General features: G+C 55.0%; 18 protein-coding genes (1 of these 18 cut by a window edge). 5 read left to right on the plus strand and 13 right to left on the minus strand.

All coding sequences use genetic code 11. The annotated features are described in order from the left end of the window. The 6 genes in view from pyk to MCP_RS07740 are tightly spaced (at most 38 nt apart) and all read right to left on the minus strand, a layout consistent with a single transcriptional unit that may run on beyond the window. On the minus strand, positions 1 to 1,246 hold the 5' portion of the coding sequence (gene pyk, locus MCP_RS07715) for a pyruvate kinase (RefSeq protein WP_012900275.1). The gene continues 506 nt to the left of window position 1, outside the view; the window shows 1,246 of its 1,752 coding nt (coding positions 1-1,246); its start codon is at positions 1,244 to 1,246; its stop codon lies beyond the left edge, outside the window. 34 nt (positions 1,247 to 1,280) lie between these two features. Beyond that, positions 1,281 to 1,994, minus strand: a complete 714-nt coding sequence (locus MCP_RS07720; protein ID WP_012900276.1) for a hypothetical protein — start codon at positions 1,992 to 1,994, stop codon at positions 1,281 to 1,283. Then, positions 1,991 to 3,289: a DUF58 domain-containing protein gene (locus tag MCP_RS07725; RefSeq protein ID WP_012900277.1), complete on the minus strand. Its 1,299-nt coding sequence runs from the start codon at positions 3,287 to 3,289 to the stop codon at positions 1,991 to 1,993. Before MCP_RS07725 ends, MCP_RS07720 begins: the two co-directional genes overlap by 4 nt. 38 nt (positions 3,290 to 3,327) lie before the next feature. Then, a complete protein-coding gene (locus tag MCP_RS07730; RefSeq protein WP_012900278.1) occupies positions 3,328 to 4,317 on the minus strand; it encodes an AAA family ATPase in 990 nt (329 codons plus the stop codon). 5 nt (positions 4,318 to 4,322) lie between these two features. After that, a complete protein-coding gene (locus MCP_RS07735) occupies positions 4,323 to 5,492 on the minus strand; it encodes a hypothetical protein (protein ID WP_012900279.1) in 1,170 nt (389 codons plus the stop codon). Beyond that, entirely contained in the window at positions 5,485 to 6,492 is a 1,008-nt protein-coding gene (locus tag MCP_RS07740) for a hypothetical protein (RefSeq protein WP_012900280.1), read from the minus strand. The genes MCP_RS07735 and MCP_RS07740 overlap by 8 nt, the downstream gene beginning before the upstream one ends. 163 nt (positions 6,493 to 6,655) lie before the next feature. On the opposite strand from MCP_RS07740, the gene MCP_RS07745 reads away from it, so the two are divergent. Genes MCP_RS07745 through MCP_RS07755 form a run of 3 tightly spaced genes read left to right on the plus strand, consistent with a single transcriptional unit; the run spans position 6,656 to position 8,915 of the window. Further along, a complete protein-coding gene (locus tag MCP_RS07745; protein WP_012900281.1) occupies positions 6,656 to 7,594 on the plus strand; it encodes an NAD-dependent epimerase/dehydratase family protein in 939 nt (312 codons plus the stop codon). Positions 7,595 to 7,596: 2 nt separating this feature from the next. After that, positions 7,597 to 8,367 carry a serine protein kinase RIO gene (locus MCP_RS07750; RefSeq protein ID WP_012900282.1) on the plus strand — a complete coding sequence of 257 codons (771 nt, stop codon included), beginning with the start codon at positions 7,597 to 7,599 and terminating at the stop codon, positions 8,365 to 8,367. A gap of 5 nt (positions 8,368 to 8,372) precedes the next feature. Next, positions 8,373 to 8,915 (plus strand): KH domain-containing protein, encoded by a 543-nt coding sequence (locus tag MCP_RS07755; protein ID WP_012900283.1) that lies wholly within the window; start codon positions 8,373 to 8,375, stop codon positions 8,913 to 8,915. Positions 8,916 to 9,127: 212 nt separating this feature from the next. Here MCP_RS07755 and MCP_RS07760 read toward each other — a convergent pair whose 3' ends face one another. From MCP_RS07760 to priS, 7 genes are read right to left on the minus strand one after another with little or no spacing between them, the layout of a single operon-like run. Beyond that, positions 9,128 to 9,898, minus strand: a complete 771-nt coding sequence (locus MCP_RS07760; RefSeq protein WP_012900284.1) for a proteasome assembly chaperone family protein — start codon at positions 9,896 to 9,898, stop codon at positions 9,128 to 9,130. Between the two features lie 9 nt (positions 9,899 to 9,907). Further along, the gene (locus tag MCP_RS07765; RefSeq protein ID WP_012900285.1) at positions 9,908 to 10,060 is read right to left on the minus strand and encodes an RNA-protein complex protein Nop10; all 153 of its coding nucleotides are present in this window, start codon (positions 10,058 to 10,060) and stop codon (positions 9,908 to 9,910) included. A gap of 18 nt (positions 10,061 to 10,078) precedes the next feature. Beyond that, a complete protein-coding gene (locus MCP_RS07770) occupies positions 10,079 to 10,882 on the minus strand; it encodes a translation initiation factor IF-2 subunit alpha (protein ID WP_012900286.1) in 804 nt (267 codons plus the stop codon). A 19-nt stretch (positions 10,883 to 10,901) separates the two neighbouring features. After that, positions 10,902 to 11,078, minus strand: coding sequence for a 30S ribosomal protein S27e (locus tag MCP_RS07775; RefSeq protein ID WP_128567095.1), 177 nt, complete (start codon positions 11,076 to 11,078; stop codon positions 10,902 to 10,904). 21 nt (positions 11,079 to 11,099) lie between these two features. Then, positions 11,100 to 11,381, minus strand: a complete 282-nt coding sequence (locus tag MCP_RS07780; RefSeq protein ID WP_012900288.1) for a 50S ribosomal protein L44e — start codon at positions 11,379 to 11,381, stop codon at positions 11,100 to 11,102. 36 nt (positions 11,382 to 11,417) lie between these two features. Beyond that, positions 11,418 to 12,065, minus strand: a complete 648-nt coding sequence (locus MCP_RS07785; protein ID WP_012900289.1) for a hypothetical protein — start codon at positions 12,063 to 12,065, stop codon at positions 11,418 to 11,420. Then, positions 12,055 to 13,275 (minus strand): DNA primase catalytic subunit PriS, encoded by a 1,221-nt coding sequence (priS, locus tag MCP_RS07790; protein WP_012900290.1) that lies wholly within the window; start codon positions 13,273 to 13,275, stop codon positions 12,055 to 12,057. Before priS ends, MCP_RS07785 begins: the two co-directional genes overlap by 11 nt. Positions 13,276 to 13,419: 144 nt before the next feature. On the opposite strand from priS, the gene MCP_RS07795 reads away from it, so the two are divergent. Together MCP_RS07795 and MCP_RS07800 are read left to right on the plus strand one after the other, a co-directional pair. After that, positions 13,420 to 13,968, plus strand: a complete 549-nt coding sequence (locus MCP_RS07795) for a PGF-CTERM sorting domain-containing protein (RefSeq protein WP_158301464.1) — start codon at positions 13,420 to 13,422, stop codon at positions 13,966 to 13,968. 457 nt (positions 13,969 to 14,425) lie between these two features. Beyond that, a complete protein-coding gene (locus MCP_RS07800) occupies positions 14,426 to 14,920 on the plus strand; it encodes a DUF6789 family protein (RefSeq protein ID WP_012900292.1) in 495 nt (164 codons plus the stop codon). Positions 14,921 to 14,955 lie beyond the last annotated feature (35 nt).

The raw sequence follows: 14,955 nt of genomic DNA on the forward strand, positions 1-14,955 counted from the left end.
CCGGGAATATTCCCCACGAGACCGTCAGCTCGTCGATGACGGACTTGTTGTTCGTAACGGCATATGCGGGTATCTGAGGCTTGTATTTAGATACTTTTCTTGCGGAGTAGCCGGTCTGGGTCGCGGTGATGATAGCCTGGGCATTCAGGTTTCGTGCGGCTTCCGTGGTCGCGAACGCTACGGAATCCGTTATGGACAGCGACGGGTGCGGAGTCTTAGCGGCTATCGCGTGCTTATAATAGGATGATGCCTCGGTGTATTCCGCGATCCGGGCCATGGTCTCTACCGACTTTATCGGGTATTCGCCGAAGGCTGTCTCGCCCGACAGCATTAGCGCGTCCGTGCCGTCGAAAACGGCGTTCGCCACGTCCGTAGCCTCGGCCCTGGTCGGTATGGGGTTCCGGATCATGGAGTCGAGCATCTGGGTGGCCGTGATGACGGGTATGGCCTTGGCGTTACATTTAGAGATGATCATCTTCTGGACGATGGGCACTTCTGCCATGGGGATCTCTATGCCCAGGTCTCCCCTGGCGACCATGATACCGTTCACCACGTCTATGATGCCGTCGATATTCTTGACGGCCTCGTGCTTCTCTATCTTTGCGATGATCGGTATGTCGGCCTGGTTGTCCTCGATGATCTTGCGCAGGTCGAGCACGTCCTGCGGCGTCCGCACGAACGACATGGCGACCATGGTGACGTGCTGGTCGAGGCCGAACATGAGGTCCTTTATGTCCTTGTCCGTAATGGAGCGGGCCTTGATGGTCGATCTCGGCAGGTTTATGCCTTTGTTGTTCTTGAGCTCTCCGCCTCTTACGACCTTCGTGATGATGTCGCTGCCCTTGACCTCCTCGACCGTCAGCTCTATCAGGCCGTCGTCGATGAGCAGCGTCTGCCCCGGGGCGACTGACTGCGGCAGGTCTTTGAATGGCACGTGGACTTCCTTGTCGTCGCCGGGCACTTCCCGCGTCGTGATGACGTAGCGCTGCCCGGGCGTGAGAATGACCTTTTCCTTGAGCGTGCCTATACGTATTTTCGGTCCCTGGAGATCCATGAGTATGCCTATGGGCCTGTCCAGCGCCTCGGAAACGTAGCGTATATTCCTGATGAGGTTAGCGTGGTATTCGTGCGTCGCGTGGGACATGTTGAGCCGGGCGACGTTCATGCCCGCCTTGATAAGCGCCTCCAGCTTTTCCTGCGTGTCGCAGGCGGGGCCTATAGTACAAACGATCTTGGTCTTTCTCATGGTGAATTCATATAATGATTTAATATAGCTTATCTTATCCTTTTTCACCATTTTTACGGGGCCATAAGAATAGCACTAATACGAGCGCCAGGAGCAGGATGGCCCCCAGCACGACCAGCAGGTACGTGGAACTCGCTGTTATGAACGTGGACCGGAGCTTTTGCCCTATTGTCGGCGCCAGGAATGCGAAGAGGATGGTAGCCGCGCCCGTTGCCAGTATCAGCTTGATCACGAACAGGGCATTATGAAAAAATGCCCGGCGGGTCTCTGACTGATCTGCCCCGCGGGCCAGGAAATATTCACGGGCTTTTCTTAAGCGGCCAAACGAGCGCATCGTCAGGCTTCCGCATGCCATTAGTATGCCGGCGATGGCGATAATGGTATAGGACAGGCTGGTGGTGAAGACGCTGAAGTTCGCCGATATGCTGAGTATCCTGAAGACGTCGATGCCCGAATAATACAGGGCGGAGGGCAGGTAAAGCAGCCATGCCAGGTATGTAACGGCTTTGAGCATGGTGCCCGACCAGACGTTCAGGAACGCCAGCGGCAGGGCAGCTAAAGCCACCACGACCGAGATCAATAAGATATCGCCTGTTGGCGGTACGCTCATATGAAGGAGACCGGTAAGGCTGCCGAAAAGTTTGCTATATGCGAAAGTCAGGAATGCCATGGCCATCATTGATATTACGATGACCGTGGGTAGTACGTCGACGATGTCGGTCGAGATCACGTTCTTGCTGCCCTTCATCGCTGCCGCCTCCCGAAACCGGCCATCATAAGCTGGCTCAGGCTGTCTGTTCTCGGGTCCCACTGCACGACGTGCGCCCCGGATTTCTTGATCATACGGATATATTGCAGGTTATCGAGCTCGAGAAGCGATGCACCGGCCTCTCCGGAGGGCCCCTGGGCTTCGAGGCTATATCCTTTGATATGCAGCAGCGTGACCGGCGGTATTTTTGCGCCCGGAGAATATTTACGCATGGACTTGATGCCCTCGATGATGTCCCGCGTGTTCTTCCCGCCGGCCATCGTTATCACGATGAACAGTGGTATCGTGCCCATCAGGTGGCCAGAGCACTCCTTGACGGCCCTTTTTAGGCTGTTATCGCCTTCGGTGGTGCCGCCTGGCCGGACCTCCAGCAGGTCCCGGAGTATGCGTGATGCCTGCTTTTTTCCCGAATCAGGGACGATAAGCTCGCCGTAATTGTATACGTATACGCCTACCCGCATATTCCTTTCCAGGTAGTAAGAGGCGATGCCCGATGCCGCCCTTGCGATATGCTCGAAAACATGGTCGGCCTCGGGGCCGCGCCCCGCCCATGCGCCGGCGTCTACGAAGAGGAATACGGTCTTTTTTCCTTCCTTTTCATACTCGTTCACGAATGGCTTCGGGTCGGCGGACATTGAGAAACGGGCAGTGGCTTTCCAGTTGATGGTACGGTAAGAGTCTCCTGGGTGGTAGCTGCGGATCTCGGTAAAGTCGGTCGTTCTCATCCCGAGCTTGCTGACCGCCCCGACAGGCACGGGCATGCTGGAGAAAAGCCTGGGATCCCTCAGCTTTTTAATATGCTGCTGTTCCGGGTCGACGATAAGGCGGGTGGCGTCCTCGTCCGTCCAGGATACGGGCTGCTCCAGCCAGGAGTTATGGAAAAATTCTGCGTGCGTGGGCCCTATGGTGTATATGCCCCGTTTCGCGCAGTCCACATCGTACGTTATCGTTACGGGAGCTTTCCTGCCGTTGTTCCAGAAAACATGAAAGTTATTTCCACCTTTCAGGCCCAGGTGGTCCGGAAGAGGATCGGAGACCGTATAGATGCCCGTGCCCCCGTCCGGCTCTATGGTCGTCGATATGGTGACCGTCTCGTTCAGGCGTGCTTTAATGATGCTTTCCTTATGCTCGGCCTTTATACTGTCCTGTGCCTTATATGCCTTCGAGAAGAGCAGGAAGAGGAAGGGCACTATTGAGATGAACATCAGTATATCGTTGCCGAATACGATGCCTATGGTCAGGAAGGCGAGGAAGAAGCCCGCCTCTTCGACCATATGCCCGGAAAACGCCGCTATTCTGTTCCCCCCGGTTACTATCGCCTAATAAAGCCCTGCCGCACGTAGCCTTTAGGCGGCTCGATGGCCGAGACGATCTCTTCGATGATGGACCGGGGCGTGATATTCCCTTCTATCTGGTACTCGATGCCCATGATCACGCGGTGGCTCAGTGCCTCGAACACGAACGGCTTGATGTCGTCGGGCGTGACGAAGTCCCGGCCGCACATGGCGGCGTACGCCCTGGATAATTTTAATAGCGAGAGCGCTCCTCTCGGGCTTGCGCCCACTTCGACGGCGGGATGCTCCCGGGTCGCCCTGACGATGCTGCTAACGTAGTCCAGTATCTGGTTGTCGACGTATACCTTTGATTCCACCAGGTCCTGCATGGCGATGATCTGGCTTTTGGTGACCACACTATCGAGCCTGTCAGTCGGGTCGTCCGCTCTCCACTGGATGCGGCGCCGGAGTATTTCACTTTCCTGCTCGACCGTTTTAACATATCCCGTGGACATCTTCAGCATGAACCTGTCGAGCTGGGCTTCGGGTAGCGGGAATGTGCCCTCGAGCTCGATGGGGTTCTCGGTCGCGATGACGAAATACGGCCTTTCCAGCCGGTAAGTCGTGCCCTCGATGGTGACCTGTCGCTCCTCCATCGCTTCCAGTAGTGCGGACTGTGTCTTGGGGGGAGCCCTGTTGATCTCGTCCGCGAGCAGGATATTCGTGAACACCGGGCCTTTTTCGAGGACGAAGCCAGTCCTGGCGTCCTTCCATATCCTGGCGCCAAGAATGTCGCCCGGCATCATGTCGGGAGTGAACTGGACACGGCCCCATTCGCATCCCGATACCTTAGCGAAGACCTTAGCAAGCATCGTTTTCCCGAGGCCGGGATTATCCTCGAACAGGACGTGGCCGCCCGCAAGTGCGGCACATAGCATCTTTTGAACCACGATGCCGTCGCCGACGATCACGCCGTACGTCGCCCGCAGTATACGGCCGGATAACGTTTGAAACTCGTCGATTTCCATGACCTTTACACCCTCTGCCTGACCATATCAGGCCCGTTATGCTTTTTTACGGCATCGCCGGCGGCATCGATCGCCGATACCATGGCGGCCGTCATATCATTGACCGCTTCTAAGCGTTTTTTACGATTAGCCTCATTGATGTTCCCGACGGCCCACTTGAACATGGCCGGCGGCTCTTTATCGTCCTCATGGTCGATGATGATCGAAAGAATGGACCGGGACGTGTCCGCCGGGACGCCGTTGTCGAGCAGCGCCGTCGCCATGAGCATGACCAGCCCCTCCTTTTTCCCTTCGTTGACGAACGAGTTGACCTCGTAGGTCGCCTTTTCCAGCTCGGCCTTATCGGAGTAGGCGCCTGCAGGCCATGTCCGGCCCTCCAGCTTTTGGGCCGAGTCGTCAAGCATCGCCGACTGTATCTTGATGAATATGAAAAGCACGATCCCGCTCAGGGCCGCCCACTCGATCACGGCCTGCCCGAAAGAGCCGAGGCTCGCCAGGGATTGCCTGACGAGCAGCACGTAGGTCATTACCAGTGCGACGATAATACTCGTTGCTACGGGGCTCTCTATCCTCGAGAAGAGGTTCCCGACGTATGCTACCTTTTCATTGCTGTGCCGTTTCAGGATCCCCAGCAATGAGTAAATTGCAGCAGAAACGAAGGCTATGAGCGCAAGCATGCTGAACTGCGAGAGAACCGGCATGTCGACGGACGTGAAGGCGGAATAGTACAGGACGCCCAGTGCCGCTATGAGCAGTGCCCTTGTCACGACCCCCGTGAACTCCGAGTACGCCCTTGACAGGCAGTGGGCCGCCCCGATGATGCCGGTTATCAAAACAGGCATCTGCAGGCCCTTTACTGACGGGAACATGTCCTGCGCCGGCAGCGACATCGCAAGGAATACCGTGACAGCGAGCACGACTGACGCGTAAGCGATGGGGCGGGACAGCTTTCCCGCGATGAACATGCTGACCAGAGAGCCTATGTACAGTATGGCTGCGGCGTAGATCGCCGGATAGAAGAAGTCCGATGAGGGGAAGTAGATGATGACAAAACCCGCGAACAATGCCAGCGCTACCGACCTGTAAATGACGCCCAGCAGGATATCCCTTTTTATGCCGGCCCCGTCTTCTATTTCTTCCTGCTGCACTGCAATGGCCTTAGTTCCGTCAGACATCGACATTATTGCCTCCCGTGGCTGGCACAAGGCCCGCCTGCGACATATACATTTCCTCGAACTCTCCCCGCCGGATGTCGTGTAAGCTATAGTTCGCATACTCAAAGAGCGTTATGGTCTTCCCCAGCCTTTTTTGCATATCTTCCGGCATTCCCTGCCTCATCGCGATCTCCAGCTCCCGGGCCGTCATTTCGCCGTTCGTCCCGTTATGGCCTGACCGGTATCCCTGGTACATTTCATTGAACATCCTGACGACCTCTTCCCGGTATTCGACGATACGCACGTCCGCCCACGAGGAGCCCTCGGTGACGTTCTTCGGGCTTATCTTGATGCGATGGTCGCCTTTATCCAGGTCGAGCGAGAATTGCGCGCTTCCGCTTTCCATCGGGATGTTCCGGACGGCGTTGCCGTCGACATACAGGGTAATATCGTTGTTTTTCCCGGCCTTATCCTGGATGAGGACGTTCAGCTTGTCGCCCGCTCCCCAGATAGCGGGTAAGGGAGCGCGGATCTGCGGGAAGCTGATCTTATAGTCGCCCTCGAAATACTCGAGCATGGGCCGCGCCTCGATATGCGTTTCCTCTACGAGTACTGGCGATTGTTTCCTCCGCCTGTACCTCCGCCATAGAATATAGCCGATCATGGCCAGTAAGATGAGCAGGATGAGCAAAATGATCCATAAGAGCAGGCTGTCGGGCGGGTCTTCGAGCATGTCCGGCAGGCTGCTGAGGGGTTTAAGAATATCGTTAAGGTCCAGGTTACTGGATAGCGACTCGTCGGGCCCGTTATCGCTCTTAGAGGGATCGTCATTGATATTCGACGTGGACCCGTCGTCCGTGCGGTTCGACTGCCCGGTGATGTTGATGTCGGTGCCGATCGTGGGCTGGGGCTGGGACCGGACTCCTATGAGGCCGCTGGAATAGTCTATCGAGGCCGCCAGCATTATGATAGATATGAACACCAGCGCCAGGGCGAGCAGTAAGAGGGATTTATTTTTCATTGTCGAATACCGGCGTTAAAGGTAAGTTTGGTTTTATGGTTTGAGGTTAATGTACTTTTCCAGCACTATTTATAGATTATCTATTGATCGGTACAATCCATGGATGGGCACAATCGCCCATCACCCATAGATTATTAAATGTACATCGCCATACCAGAGTCACATGAAATGCGTCGTAACGGGCGGGGCAGGGTTTATCGGCAGCCACCTGACGGACAGGCTGCTGGCGATGGGCCATGATGTGACGGTCATCGATAACCTTTCCGGTGGCCGGCTGGAGTTCATCGAAGGCCACTTCCCCGATGACCGCTTTAATTTTATCAAGAAGGACATTTCGGGCGACGGAGCCATAAAGGAATTGAAAGGGGCCGATATTGTCTATCACCTGGCCGCTAATCCCGACGTGAAGCTGGGAGCCGAAAATACGAAAGTACACTTGAAGCAGAACATCATCGTCACGTATAACGTGCTCGAGTCCATGCGAGAGCTCGGCGTAAAGAATATTGCCTTTACGTCCACGTCGACCGTGTATGGTGAGGCGTCCGTTGTGCCGACGCCCGAAAATTACGGGCCGCTCATGCCCATATCGCTTTACGGCGCGTCGAAACTTTCCTGCGAGGCGCTCATCAGCTCCTACTGCCACACGTTCGGCATGGCCTCGTGGCTCTACCGCTTTGCCAACATCATCGGCGACCGCAGCACCCACGGCGTCATCTTTGATTTCATCCAAAAACTCAAAAAGGACCCGGCGAAGCTGACCATCCTCGGCGACGGCCGGCAGTCAAAGTCCTACCTGCACGTCGGGGATTGCGTGGACGCGATGCTCTTCGCCGTGGAAAAGGAGCACGGCCCGGTGAACATCGTAAATATCGGCTCGGAAGATCGCATCGATGTCACTGCCATTGCGCGGATCGTAATAGAAGAGATGGGCCTGAACGGCGTTAAGCTCGAATATACCGGCGGCACCCGGGGCTGGGCGGGCGACGTGCCCTTCATGGGCCTCTCCATCGAGAGGATGAAGTCGCTTGGCTGGAAGCCGGAGCATAATTCCGAAGAGAGCGTGCGCATGTGTGTGCGTTCGCTGTTAAGTAAAAAGGCGTAGTTATGGACCACGATAAAAAAATGAAGAGCATCGATAAGCGTATCGATGAGTACCACTTTAAGATCAAGGACTCCAGCGACCTGAAAGCGGAGAGCGGAGTCTTCGACACGCCTACGCTGAAGACCCTGTACACGCTGGCCAGTAAAGGTATCATCACGGCTATGGGCGGCGTCGTATCGACGGGTAAGGAGGCCGACGTGTTCCATGCGATCGGTGAGAATGGCAAGGAGCTGGCAATTAAGATATACCGTATTAACACCAGCGATTTTCAAAAGATGCAGGATTATCTTATCGGTGACCCCCGCTTCTCCAACGTGCGCGGCACGAAAAAGGATATAGTGTTCGCCTGGACAAAAAAGGAGCAGAGGAACCTGGAGAGGGCCGCTGAGGTCGGCGTAAAAGTACCCGAGCCTATGATCTCCGAGAGAAACATCCTCATCATGGAATTCATAGGAAAGGACGGCGTATCGGCGCCCAGGCTCAAGGACGTACGGCTCGAAGAGCCGCAGCCGATATACGACACCGTCGCCGACTACATGCGCCTGCTATACCAGAAGGCGAAGCTGGTACACGGAGACTTAAGCGAATACAACATACTTCTATATGAGGAAAGACCGGTCATAATAGATATGGGACAGGCGGTAATGCTGGAACACCCCATGGCGCGAGAATTTTTGGCACGAGACGTGAAAAACATCGTCAGGTACTTTAAGAAATCGGGCGTAAAGTGCAGTGAAGAAGAGTTAAGCGCCCACATATTGAAAAAGGATTGATAATCATGCAAGAGCACATCAAGGTCCCGCAGGACAGGATCGGCGCCATCATCGGCGTCGAGGGGAACATCAAAAAGATCATCGAGGAGAAGACAGGCGCGACGGTGGACGTCGACAGCGAGAGCGGGACCGTGGTCATCGGGACCGAGGCGGACGCCTTTAAGGCGCTGAAGGCCGCCGAGGTCATCAAGGCAGTAGCCCGCGGGTTCAGCCCCGAGAAAGCCCTCAAGCTTCTCGAGAACGAGGACCTGGTCCTGGACGTCATCGACCTGTCGAACCTGACCGATTCGCCGTCAGACCTTAAGCGGCTTAAGGGACGCATCATCGGGAGGAACGGCAAGACCCGCGAGGTCATCGAGCAGATGTCGGGCGCCCGGGTCTCCGTCTATGGTAAGACGATAAGCATCATCGGCGATTCGGAGCAGCTTGCCACGGTGCGCGAGGCTTTGAACATGCTCATCGACGGCGCGCCTCACGGAGCCGTATACGGGTTCCTGGAAAAGCGCAGGCGCGAGCTAAAAAGAACTCAGATGGATTCGATATTTTAGAAGTAATGTTATGGAGGGGCCGAAGGGCCCCTCCGCAAATTATTTTTACTTGGGTTTCTTGCCGCAGCCGCAGGTGTCGCACATTCGCCTTCACCTCCCGGTAAAGTGATCGGGATTCTATAATACCAGTATAAAAATGCGGATGCCTGAACGTTTCTCGATGATAAAACGAAACTCGCTCAGAAGCGCAAAAAAAGATTATGGTTGGCAGCTCAGACGATGTACTTGTCTTCCGCCGTAAATTCCTTGGGGCCGGGCTGTTGCTGCTGCTCCAGCTCTTTGATCTTAGTGATGATCTTCTCGATCTCCGCCGCCCTGGCCTCGAGCTCTTTCATGTCGACCGTCAGGTTCATCGCTTTTGATAGAACGCCGAGGACTGCCTGGGCGCTCTTGGGGTCCACGAGGTATCCGGATGTCTCGCCCATAAGACAGACCGCTTCGATGCCCCGGAGCTCGCCCAATCCGAGTATCAGGCCGGAGGCGCCGATGATGCCGCCGGACAGCTCGCCCTCGTTGAATATGGCGCCGTAGGACTTGACCTCGTCGATGATGTCGGCCTTATTCGTCGCGTAGAGGACGTGCGGGACTTCGATAAGCTTCCCGGTGCCGTATCCGCCTAAAGTGTAAATGCGGCGCGCCTTGAACTTTTCCGCGATGTCGAGGTATATCCCCGCGAGCTCATAGTGGCCCTCGTTGGTCACGCTCTGGGAATCGCCGACCAGGATGAGCATGTCGGCGGCCTTCTCGTCGCCGTTCCAGGCATAGACCTCGTTGCTGACCAGCTTCGTGGTCCCGTCAGGGTTCACGTTAACTTGAGGCGGAAACTGGGGTGAAAAGATCTCCATGATCTTCTCGGCCTTTAGCTCTCCGATAAGGTGTTCGGCTACAAGTTTACCGATCAGTCCGATGCCCGGCAGCCCGACGACCATTACGGGCCGGTCCAGGGCCTTTTCGCCGTATTCGACGACGGTTGTCTCGTTCATAGTAAAAAGTCACTTCTTTGCGAGGCGCCGGTACTTGCCGTAGGCGTCCAAAGGAGAATATCTCGCCGGGACGGGATTTATAGTCTTCCCTCCGCATTTCGGGCATGCACTATTAAACGTATATGTGCCGCACTGCGCACACTTCTTCATCTTGGTCTTCATAATAATTAAAAATAAGGCTCACTGGAAGGACTTTGCCTCTTCCATGTGCCGGTGGAACTCGCCTTCGCCGCCGTGCTTCTTGACCTGCTCGATGGCCTGTATGGCGGTATTCTTGAGGATGTTCTCGGCCTTCTTGTAGTCGGGAGCCACGACCCTTATGCGGTAACGCGGGGCGCCTACGTACGAGATCTCGACGACGATGCCTTCCCCGGCATCGCCGGCGTTCGCCGCCTTCAGCGCCTTCTTAATGATGTCTATGCCGTTGGATACGGGGCAAATAAGGTCTACGTATCCGGAAATATCCACGGATGGGACCTTGACGTTATCGTGCGCGACCTTGAGGATAGCGTCCACGACATTCTGCGGGAAGCCAAGCTTATTGATGGTCCGCATGTCGCCCTTGACCGCGTCCTCGAAGATAGCGTAAAGGTTACCGAACTCGTCCCGGATCGTATCCTTCATCGTCTCCAGCTCGGCAGGCGGGATCTTCGTGTCGTCGGCGACGAACTGGAGCCACTTGGAGGCCTTCTGGTCGTTCTTCCAGAGCTGGATCGTTTCCCTGCGCTGATGTTCGTTAACGTCCTTGAAAGAAAGGTCGATATGGCCCCTCTTGGGGTTCACGTCCAGTACCTTACAGACGATCTTCTGCCCTTCACGAACGTGGTCGCGGATATACTTGACCCACCCCGAGGCGACCTCGGAAATGTGAATCAGCCCTTCCTTGTTATCGTATTCGTCGAGCGCGACGAACGCGCCGAAGTCCACGACCTTCGTTACGGTACAGACTACGAGTTCCCCTACGTTGGGCCATCCTTTAGTCATGATGCTGCTTTACCTCTATTTACTCGAGTACTTCTAAGATCTGCGTCTTGATGACCGCCTTGCCGCCGCTGGGCTCGGCCAGGGTCCTGCCGCAGACCGTGCAGTCGACCCTGCTGGTCGCGTTCCCGAAAATGACCTGCTCGTTCTGGCAGTCATTGCACTTTACCTTGAGGAACTTGCTCTTCGTTGCTTCCATGATTATCACCTTAATAGGTTTTTATTCCTCTATGAGCTCGAACTTCTGCGTCCTGAAGCCTTCCTTGACCATGGCCTTCTTGCACTTGAGGCACCTGAGCCTGATGTGGACCTTCTTGGTGGGCTTATCGCCGCCGGGCACCTTGGAGAACTTGCCGCGGTTACCGATGCCAAAGGACCTGGCCTTCTGGCGCTCGATCCTGGTGAGGGTGGAAGCCCTTCCCTTCTTGACCTTCTCCACCTCATGCTCGGTGTGAGTCTTACAATGCGGACAATACGTCATGTATTTTTTCGGCATCTTCATGTGATATTCACCTTTTTGCGTATGGATTTATAGGGTTTATCCCTTCCCCTGCTGGTTTTGCAAGGGTATGGCGACGTTTTTATTACACAGCACCAGCGCGTTCGCCTTTGGAAGAACGACCACGTCTTCGCCTGATAAGTGGTAGTGCCGCCCATCGACTCCCACGAATCGGGGAATGTCTTTGAGCACTTTGACCATCATAAGGTCTTCGGTTACATTGCTATCTTGAATTACAGAATTTTCGATAGGCTTTTCCTTACTGGTTGTCTCCCCTAATATATTTTTCGAAGGATTTTGTGCCCTGCCGGGCTCTCGGCCGGGCTCCAGTATGGGTAGCAGAACATCAGTTCTGCCGCTCTCCAGGGCAGTAACGATGCTGTCGAACATGGGCTTTTCTTTAGCCGTCAGGCCCTTGACGTCCGTGCGGATGCCCGAAGCCGTGTTAAGCGCGGCGTCGATGATCTTGCTCCGGCGCCTGTCGAATATGCCTTCGAGCACCATGCGGGCGTTCTTGAGCTCGTCGCTCAGCATGTCGGCCTCCCGGTAGTTCGTAGCCTCATTCCTCGATTCTTCGAGTCTTTTTATGTAGGAGGCCGCATTATCGTAGAAAGAATCGCCAAGCTCCTGCAGATCATCGAGGTCCCGCTCCTTGGTCAGTATCATGACGAGGTCTTCAAGGCTCATATTCGGCGCTCCCGCGGCACATCAGGTACATTGCGACGTTCTCGGGCAGCCGCCCGACGCCCTCGCTGACGCGCCATATCTTCCCCCTGATCTCCACTTCCTGGGGCTTCGTGACCAGTACCCTGACTGGCGACTCAGTAAATATTATGGCATCTTCAAGGGGATTAAATGTTTCGAGCTGTTTTCTGGTGAGGGGTATGACGCCAAATGACGACCCCCCGTGTATAGAGCCGGGCAGCCGTATAAGTCTTTTGATGTCCGCCGTGACCGGCTCGTCGGTTTTTCCCGCTACGTCGACTTTGAACTGGTCGATCGTCCCGTCGAGCATGTTCTTGAAGAAGCCCTTGAGGTTGCTTTTTATTTCGAGCCTGCCCTGTTTTCTTATCTTATCCAGCTCGGTCGTACTTCGGGATATTTCAAGGAGCGCGCCCGCCTGCCCTGTATCGAGCTCGTACTTTTTCAGCTCCTTTTTTGCCGCCTTATCCTCGAGCCGGCCAATATCGGCCAGCTTGTCCGAGATATACCCGGCGACCCGGCGATTCCAGCCATATCCCGGCTGACCGTCGCCGAACCCGTCGATCTGCCAGACCCCGGTCGTCTTCTGGCCTTTGAAGCCCTCGACGACTTTCGTTGCCTTAATGAAGATGCGGTCGCTGTTGAGCCCCGTTCCCAGTATGTAATCGACGATCTCCCGGCGCTCGGGGCTTTTGAGGGTCCGCACGCGCTCGTCCCTAATGTGCACATGGTATCCACGGCCTCCCGAGAATACGATATCCATATCCTTCTCGCTGAAGCCCAGATCATCGATCAAAAATTCATCGATAAGACGAACGATCTCGACTTTGACCATCTCGAGCATGCCCGCATAAGACTTCGGAGGATTGGGAAGGTGGTCGGCATCAAGATCAAATATCAGGTCGGCGCCGAGCCATTTCTTTTCGAGCATCGTGGGAGCCTGCGGATACTGGTAGTAGGCGGCCGAATGATAGGCATGCTGGGGCGCCATACTTTTGAGATAGTCATTTAGCTCCGCGGCGCTATTGAACGACTTGTGCCGATGCATTTGCATTGGGCGGGACTTATCGGGCATGTCCTCGTAGAAGAGGAAACCCCACTCCCGCTGCATAAAGCCGGGCGGCATCGGGACAGGGTGTTCCGCGTAGTACTCCCGGAAGCGCTTCTTCAGGAAGAGCCGCGTCTGGTCGTTCATGATTCCCACTTAGAACGCATGAGCATAAAATATTAACCCGATAAGGGCAAAAAGACAACAAAGTTTATTTCGTATATCAGAGAATATAATGGCAAGGGATATTCAATGGCTAAAATGCAGTTAATATTATTTATAACGGCAATAATGGTAGCGGGCGCTTTAATAGTGCCCTCGTACGCACAGGTGACTCTCACATCGGCCCCTTTGAACCAGACGGATAACGTGACATACGTTCCGGTAAGCGGCTCGATAGCGTTCGATCCTGAAAACTATAATAGTGTCAAGAGCGTAACCGACCTCACGATATACGCCAGGAGCCCGGACAACATAGACACGAAGGTAAACCCGGCCTCCGACGGCACCTTTAACATGAGCGTCCCCGGCGCGGGCAACTACAGCTTCTGGGTCATACCCTCGAAGCTCGACTACCTGAACAAGACCACGAACGCGACCTATTCGATCGAGTATCCGGACGTGGCGAGCCCCTATTACAAGGACGTTACGGCAACGGGCCTGAGCGGCCTCGTCATACCGACCAGGACGGTCCAGACCGGCAAGCCCATGAACGCGACCCCCATGCCGCCGACACTACCGGCAGCCTCGGCCACTCCGACCGCGACCCCGGGCTTCACGTTCGTAGCGGTTCTTGTGGCCCTCGGCGCTGTTTGTGCGCTGGCGTCCAGGAAGTACTAAAGCTTATCTCCTTTTCCATTTTTCTTTATTAAATAGTACTTTTATCCTCTTGTCTATTGTCATATAAGCCCGCTAAGAAGCATAAGCCCGCGAAGACTGTTCGAGCCCTAAGACAGCTAAGCAGGCGCGAAGACCGCAAAGATTGATTAAAAGATAATTTAATATTAAAATGAATAAGGCTAAAAATCAATAATTAATTCTTTAAGAAAGTCTTCGCGGTCTTCGCGTAAGCTTCGCGGTCTTAGGGCTCGAACAGTCTTCGCGGGCTTAACCAGCTTCGCGAACTTAAACCAGGGGTATGTATCATTATTTTTTGCTAAATCACAAGCAACCACTGCCCGGACCTGCAAAAAAAGCGGACAAGCCTTATCCGAAAAGACAGCGACGCTTATACGGAAACCTGAGTAAAATACGGCTCCATATGCCGTTATCGGGTAAGCGAAAGGGAGGTATACTTATGGCGACAAATGATATTGGCGACGGCGCCATTGCGGGGATCATAACCGGAGTGATAATGGGAATACTGGCCTTATTACTGGCGCTGATCGGGCTTGCGTCCCTGGTGGCGTTCGTTGACGTGCGGTCCATCTTCGGCGGGGTCATGCCCATCGCGGGCTTTGCGGCCGCATCGCTCACTGCAATGATCGCGCTCTTACTCTTTATGGCCATTGTGGGTCTCATCCTTGGAGCGATCTTCGGAGGGATATACGAGAAGATCCCGACGACGAGCGCCGTGACCAAAGGCATCGTATTCCTGCTGGCCATCTGGGTCATATTCGGGCTGCTCATACCCATATTACTGAGCGCGGGAGGGGCAATGCCCACGGCGTTGACTGCGACAAGCATCATCAGCGCACTGATCGCGGCGATCATCTGGGGCGGGCTGCTGGGAATGATGTTCCACTGGGTATCCGGAAAGACGGCTGCGCCTGCCAGGCCCGTAGTACGATAATAAAAAGAGAATGATGGGCCCGTAAAAGGCCCATT

Source organism: Methanocella paludicola SANAE (assembly GCF_000011005.1).
Lineage (GTDB): Archaea > Halobacteriota > Methanocellia > Methanocellales > Methanocellaceae > Methanocella > Methanocella paludicola.

Coding starts and splice junctions, on each gene's coding strand:
- MCP_RS07720 (WP_012900276.1), bottom strand. CDS start 1,994: ATGAAGGGCAGCAAGAACGTGATCTCGACCGACATCGTCGACGTACTA.
- MCP_RS07725 (WP_012900277.1), bottom strand. CDS start 3,289: ATGGTCGAAGAGGCGGGCTTCTTCCTCGCCTTCCTGACCATAGGCATC.
- MCP_RS07730 (WP_012900278.1), bottom strand. CDS start 4,317: ATGGAAATCGACGAGTTTCAAACGTTATCCGGCCGTATACTGCGGGCG.
- MCP_RS07735 (WP_012900279.1), bottom strand. CDS start 5,492: ATGTCTGACGGAACTAAGGCCATTGCAGTGCAGCAGGAAGAAATAGAA.
- MCP_RS07740 (WP_012900280.1), bottom strand. CDS start 6,492: ATGAAAAATAAATCCCTCTTACTGCTCGCCCTGGCGCTGGTGTTCATA.
- MCP_RS07745 (WP_012900281.1), top strand. CDS start 6,656: ATGAAATGCGTCGTAACGGGCGGGGCAGGGTTTATCGGCAGCCACCTG.
- MCP_RS07750 (WP_012900282.1), top strand. CDS start 7,597: ATGGACCACGATAAAAAAATGAAGAGCATCGATAAGCGTATCGATGAG.
- MCP_RS07755 (WP_012900283.1), top strand. CDS start 8,373: ATGCAAGAGCACATCAAGGTCCCGCAGGACAGGATCGGCGCCATCATC.
- MCP_RS07760 (WP_012900284.1), bottom strand. CDS start 9,898: ATGAACGAGACAACCGTCGTCGAATACGGCGAAAAGGCCCTGGACCGG.
- MCP_RS07765 (WP_012900285.1), bottom strand. CDS start 10,060: ATGAAGACCAAGATGAAGAAGTGTGCGCAGTGCGGCACATATACGTTT.
- MCP_RS07770 (WP_012900286.1), bottom strand. CDS start 10,882: ATGACTAAAGGATGGCCCAACGTAGGGGAACTCGTAGTCTGTACCGTA.
- MCP_RS07775 (WP_128567095.1), bottom strand. CDS start 11,078: ATGGAAGCAACGAAGAGCAAGTTCCTCAAGGTAAAGTGCAATGACTGC.
- MCP_RS07780 (WP_012900288.1), bottom strand. CDS start 11,381: ATGAAGATGCCGAAAAAATACATGACGTATTGTCCGCATTGTAAGACT.
- MCP_RS07785 (WP_012900289.1), bottom strand. CDS start 12,065: ATGAGCCTTGAAGACCTCGTCATGATACTGACCAAGGAGCGGGACCTC.
- priS (WP_012900290.1), bottom strand. CDS start 13,275: ATGAACGACCAGACGCGGCTCTTCCTGAAGAAGCGCTTCCGGGAGTAC.
- MCP_RS07795 (WP_158301464.1), top strand. CDS start 13,420: ATGGTAGCGGGCGCTTTAATAGTGCCCTCGTACGCACAGGTGACTCTC.
- MCP_RS07800 (WP_012900292.1), top strand. CDS start 14,426: ATGGCGACAAATGATATTGGCGACGGCGCCATTGCGGGGATCATAACC.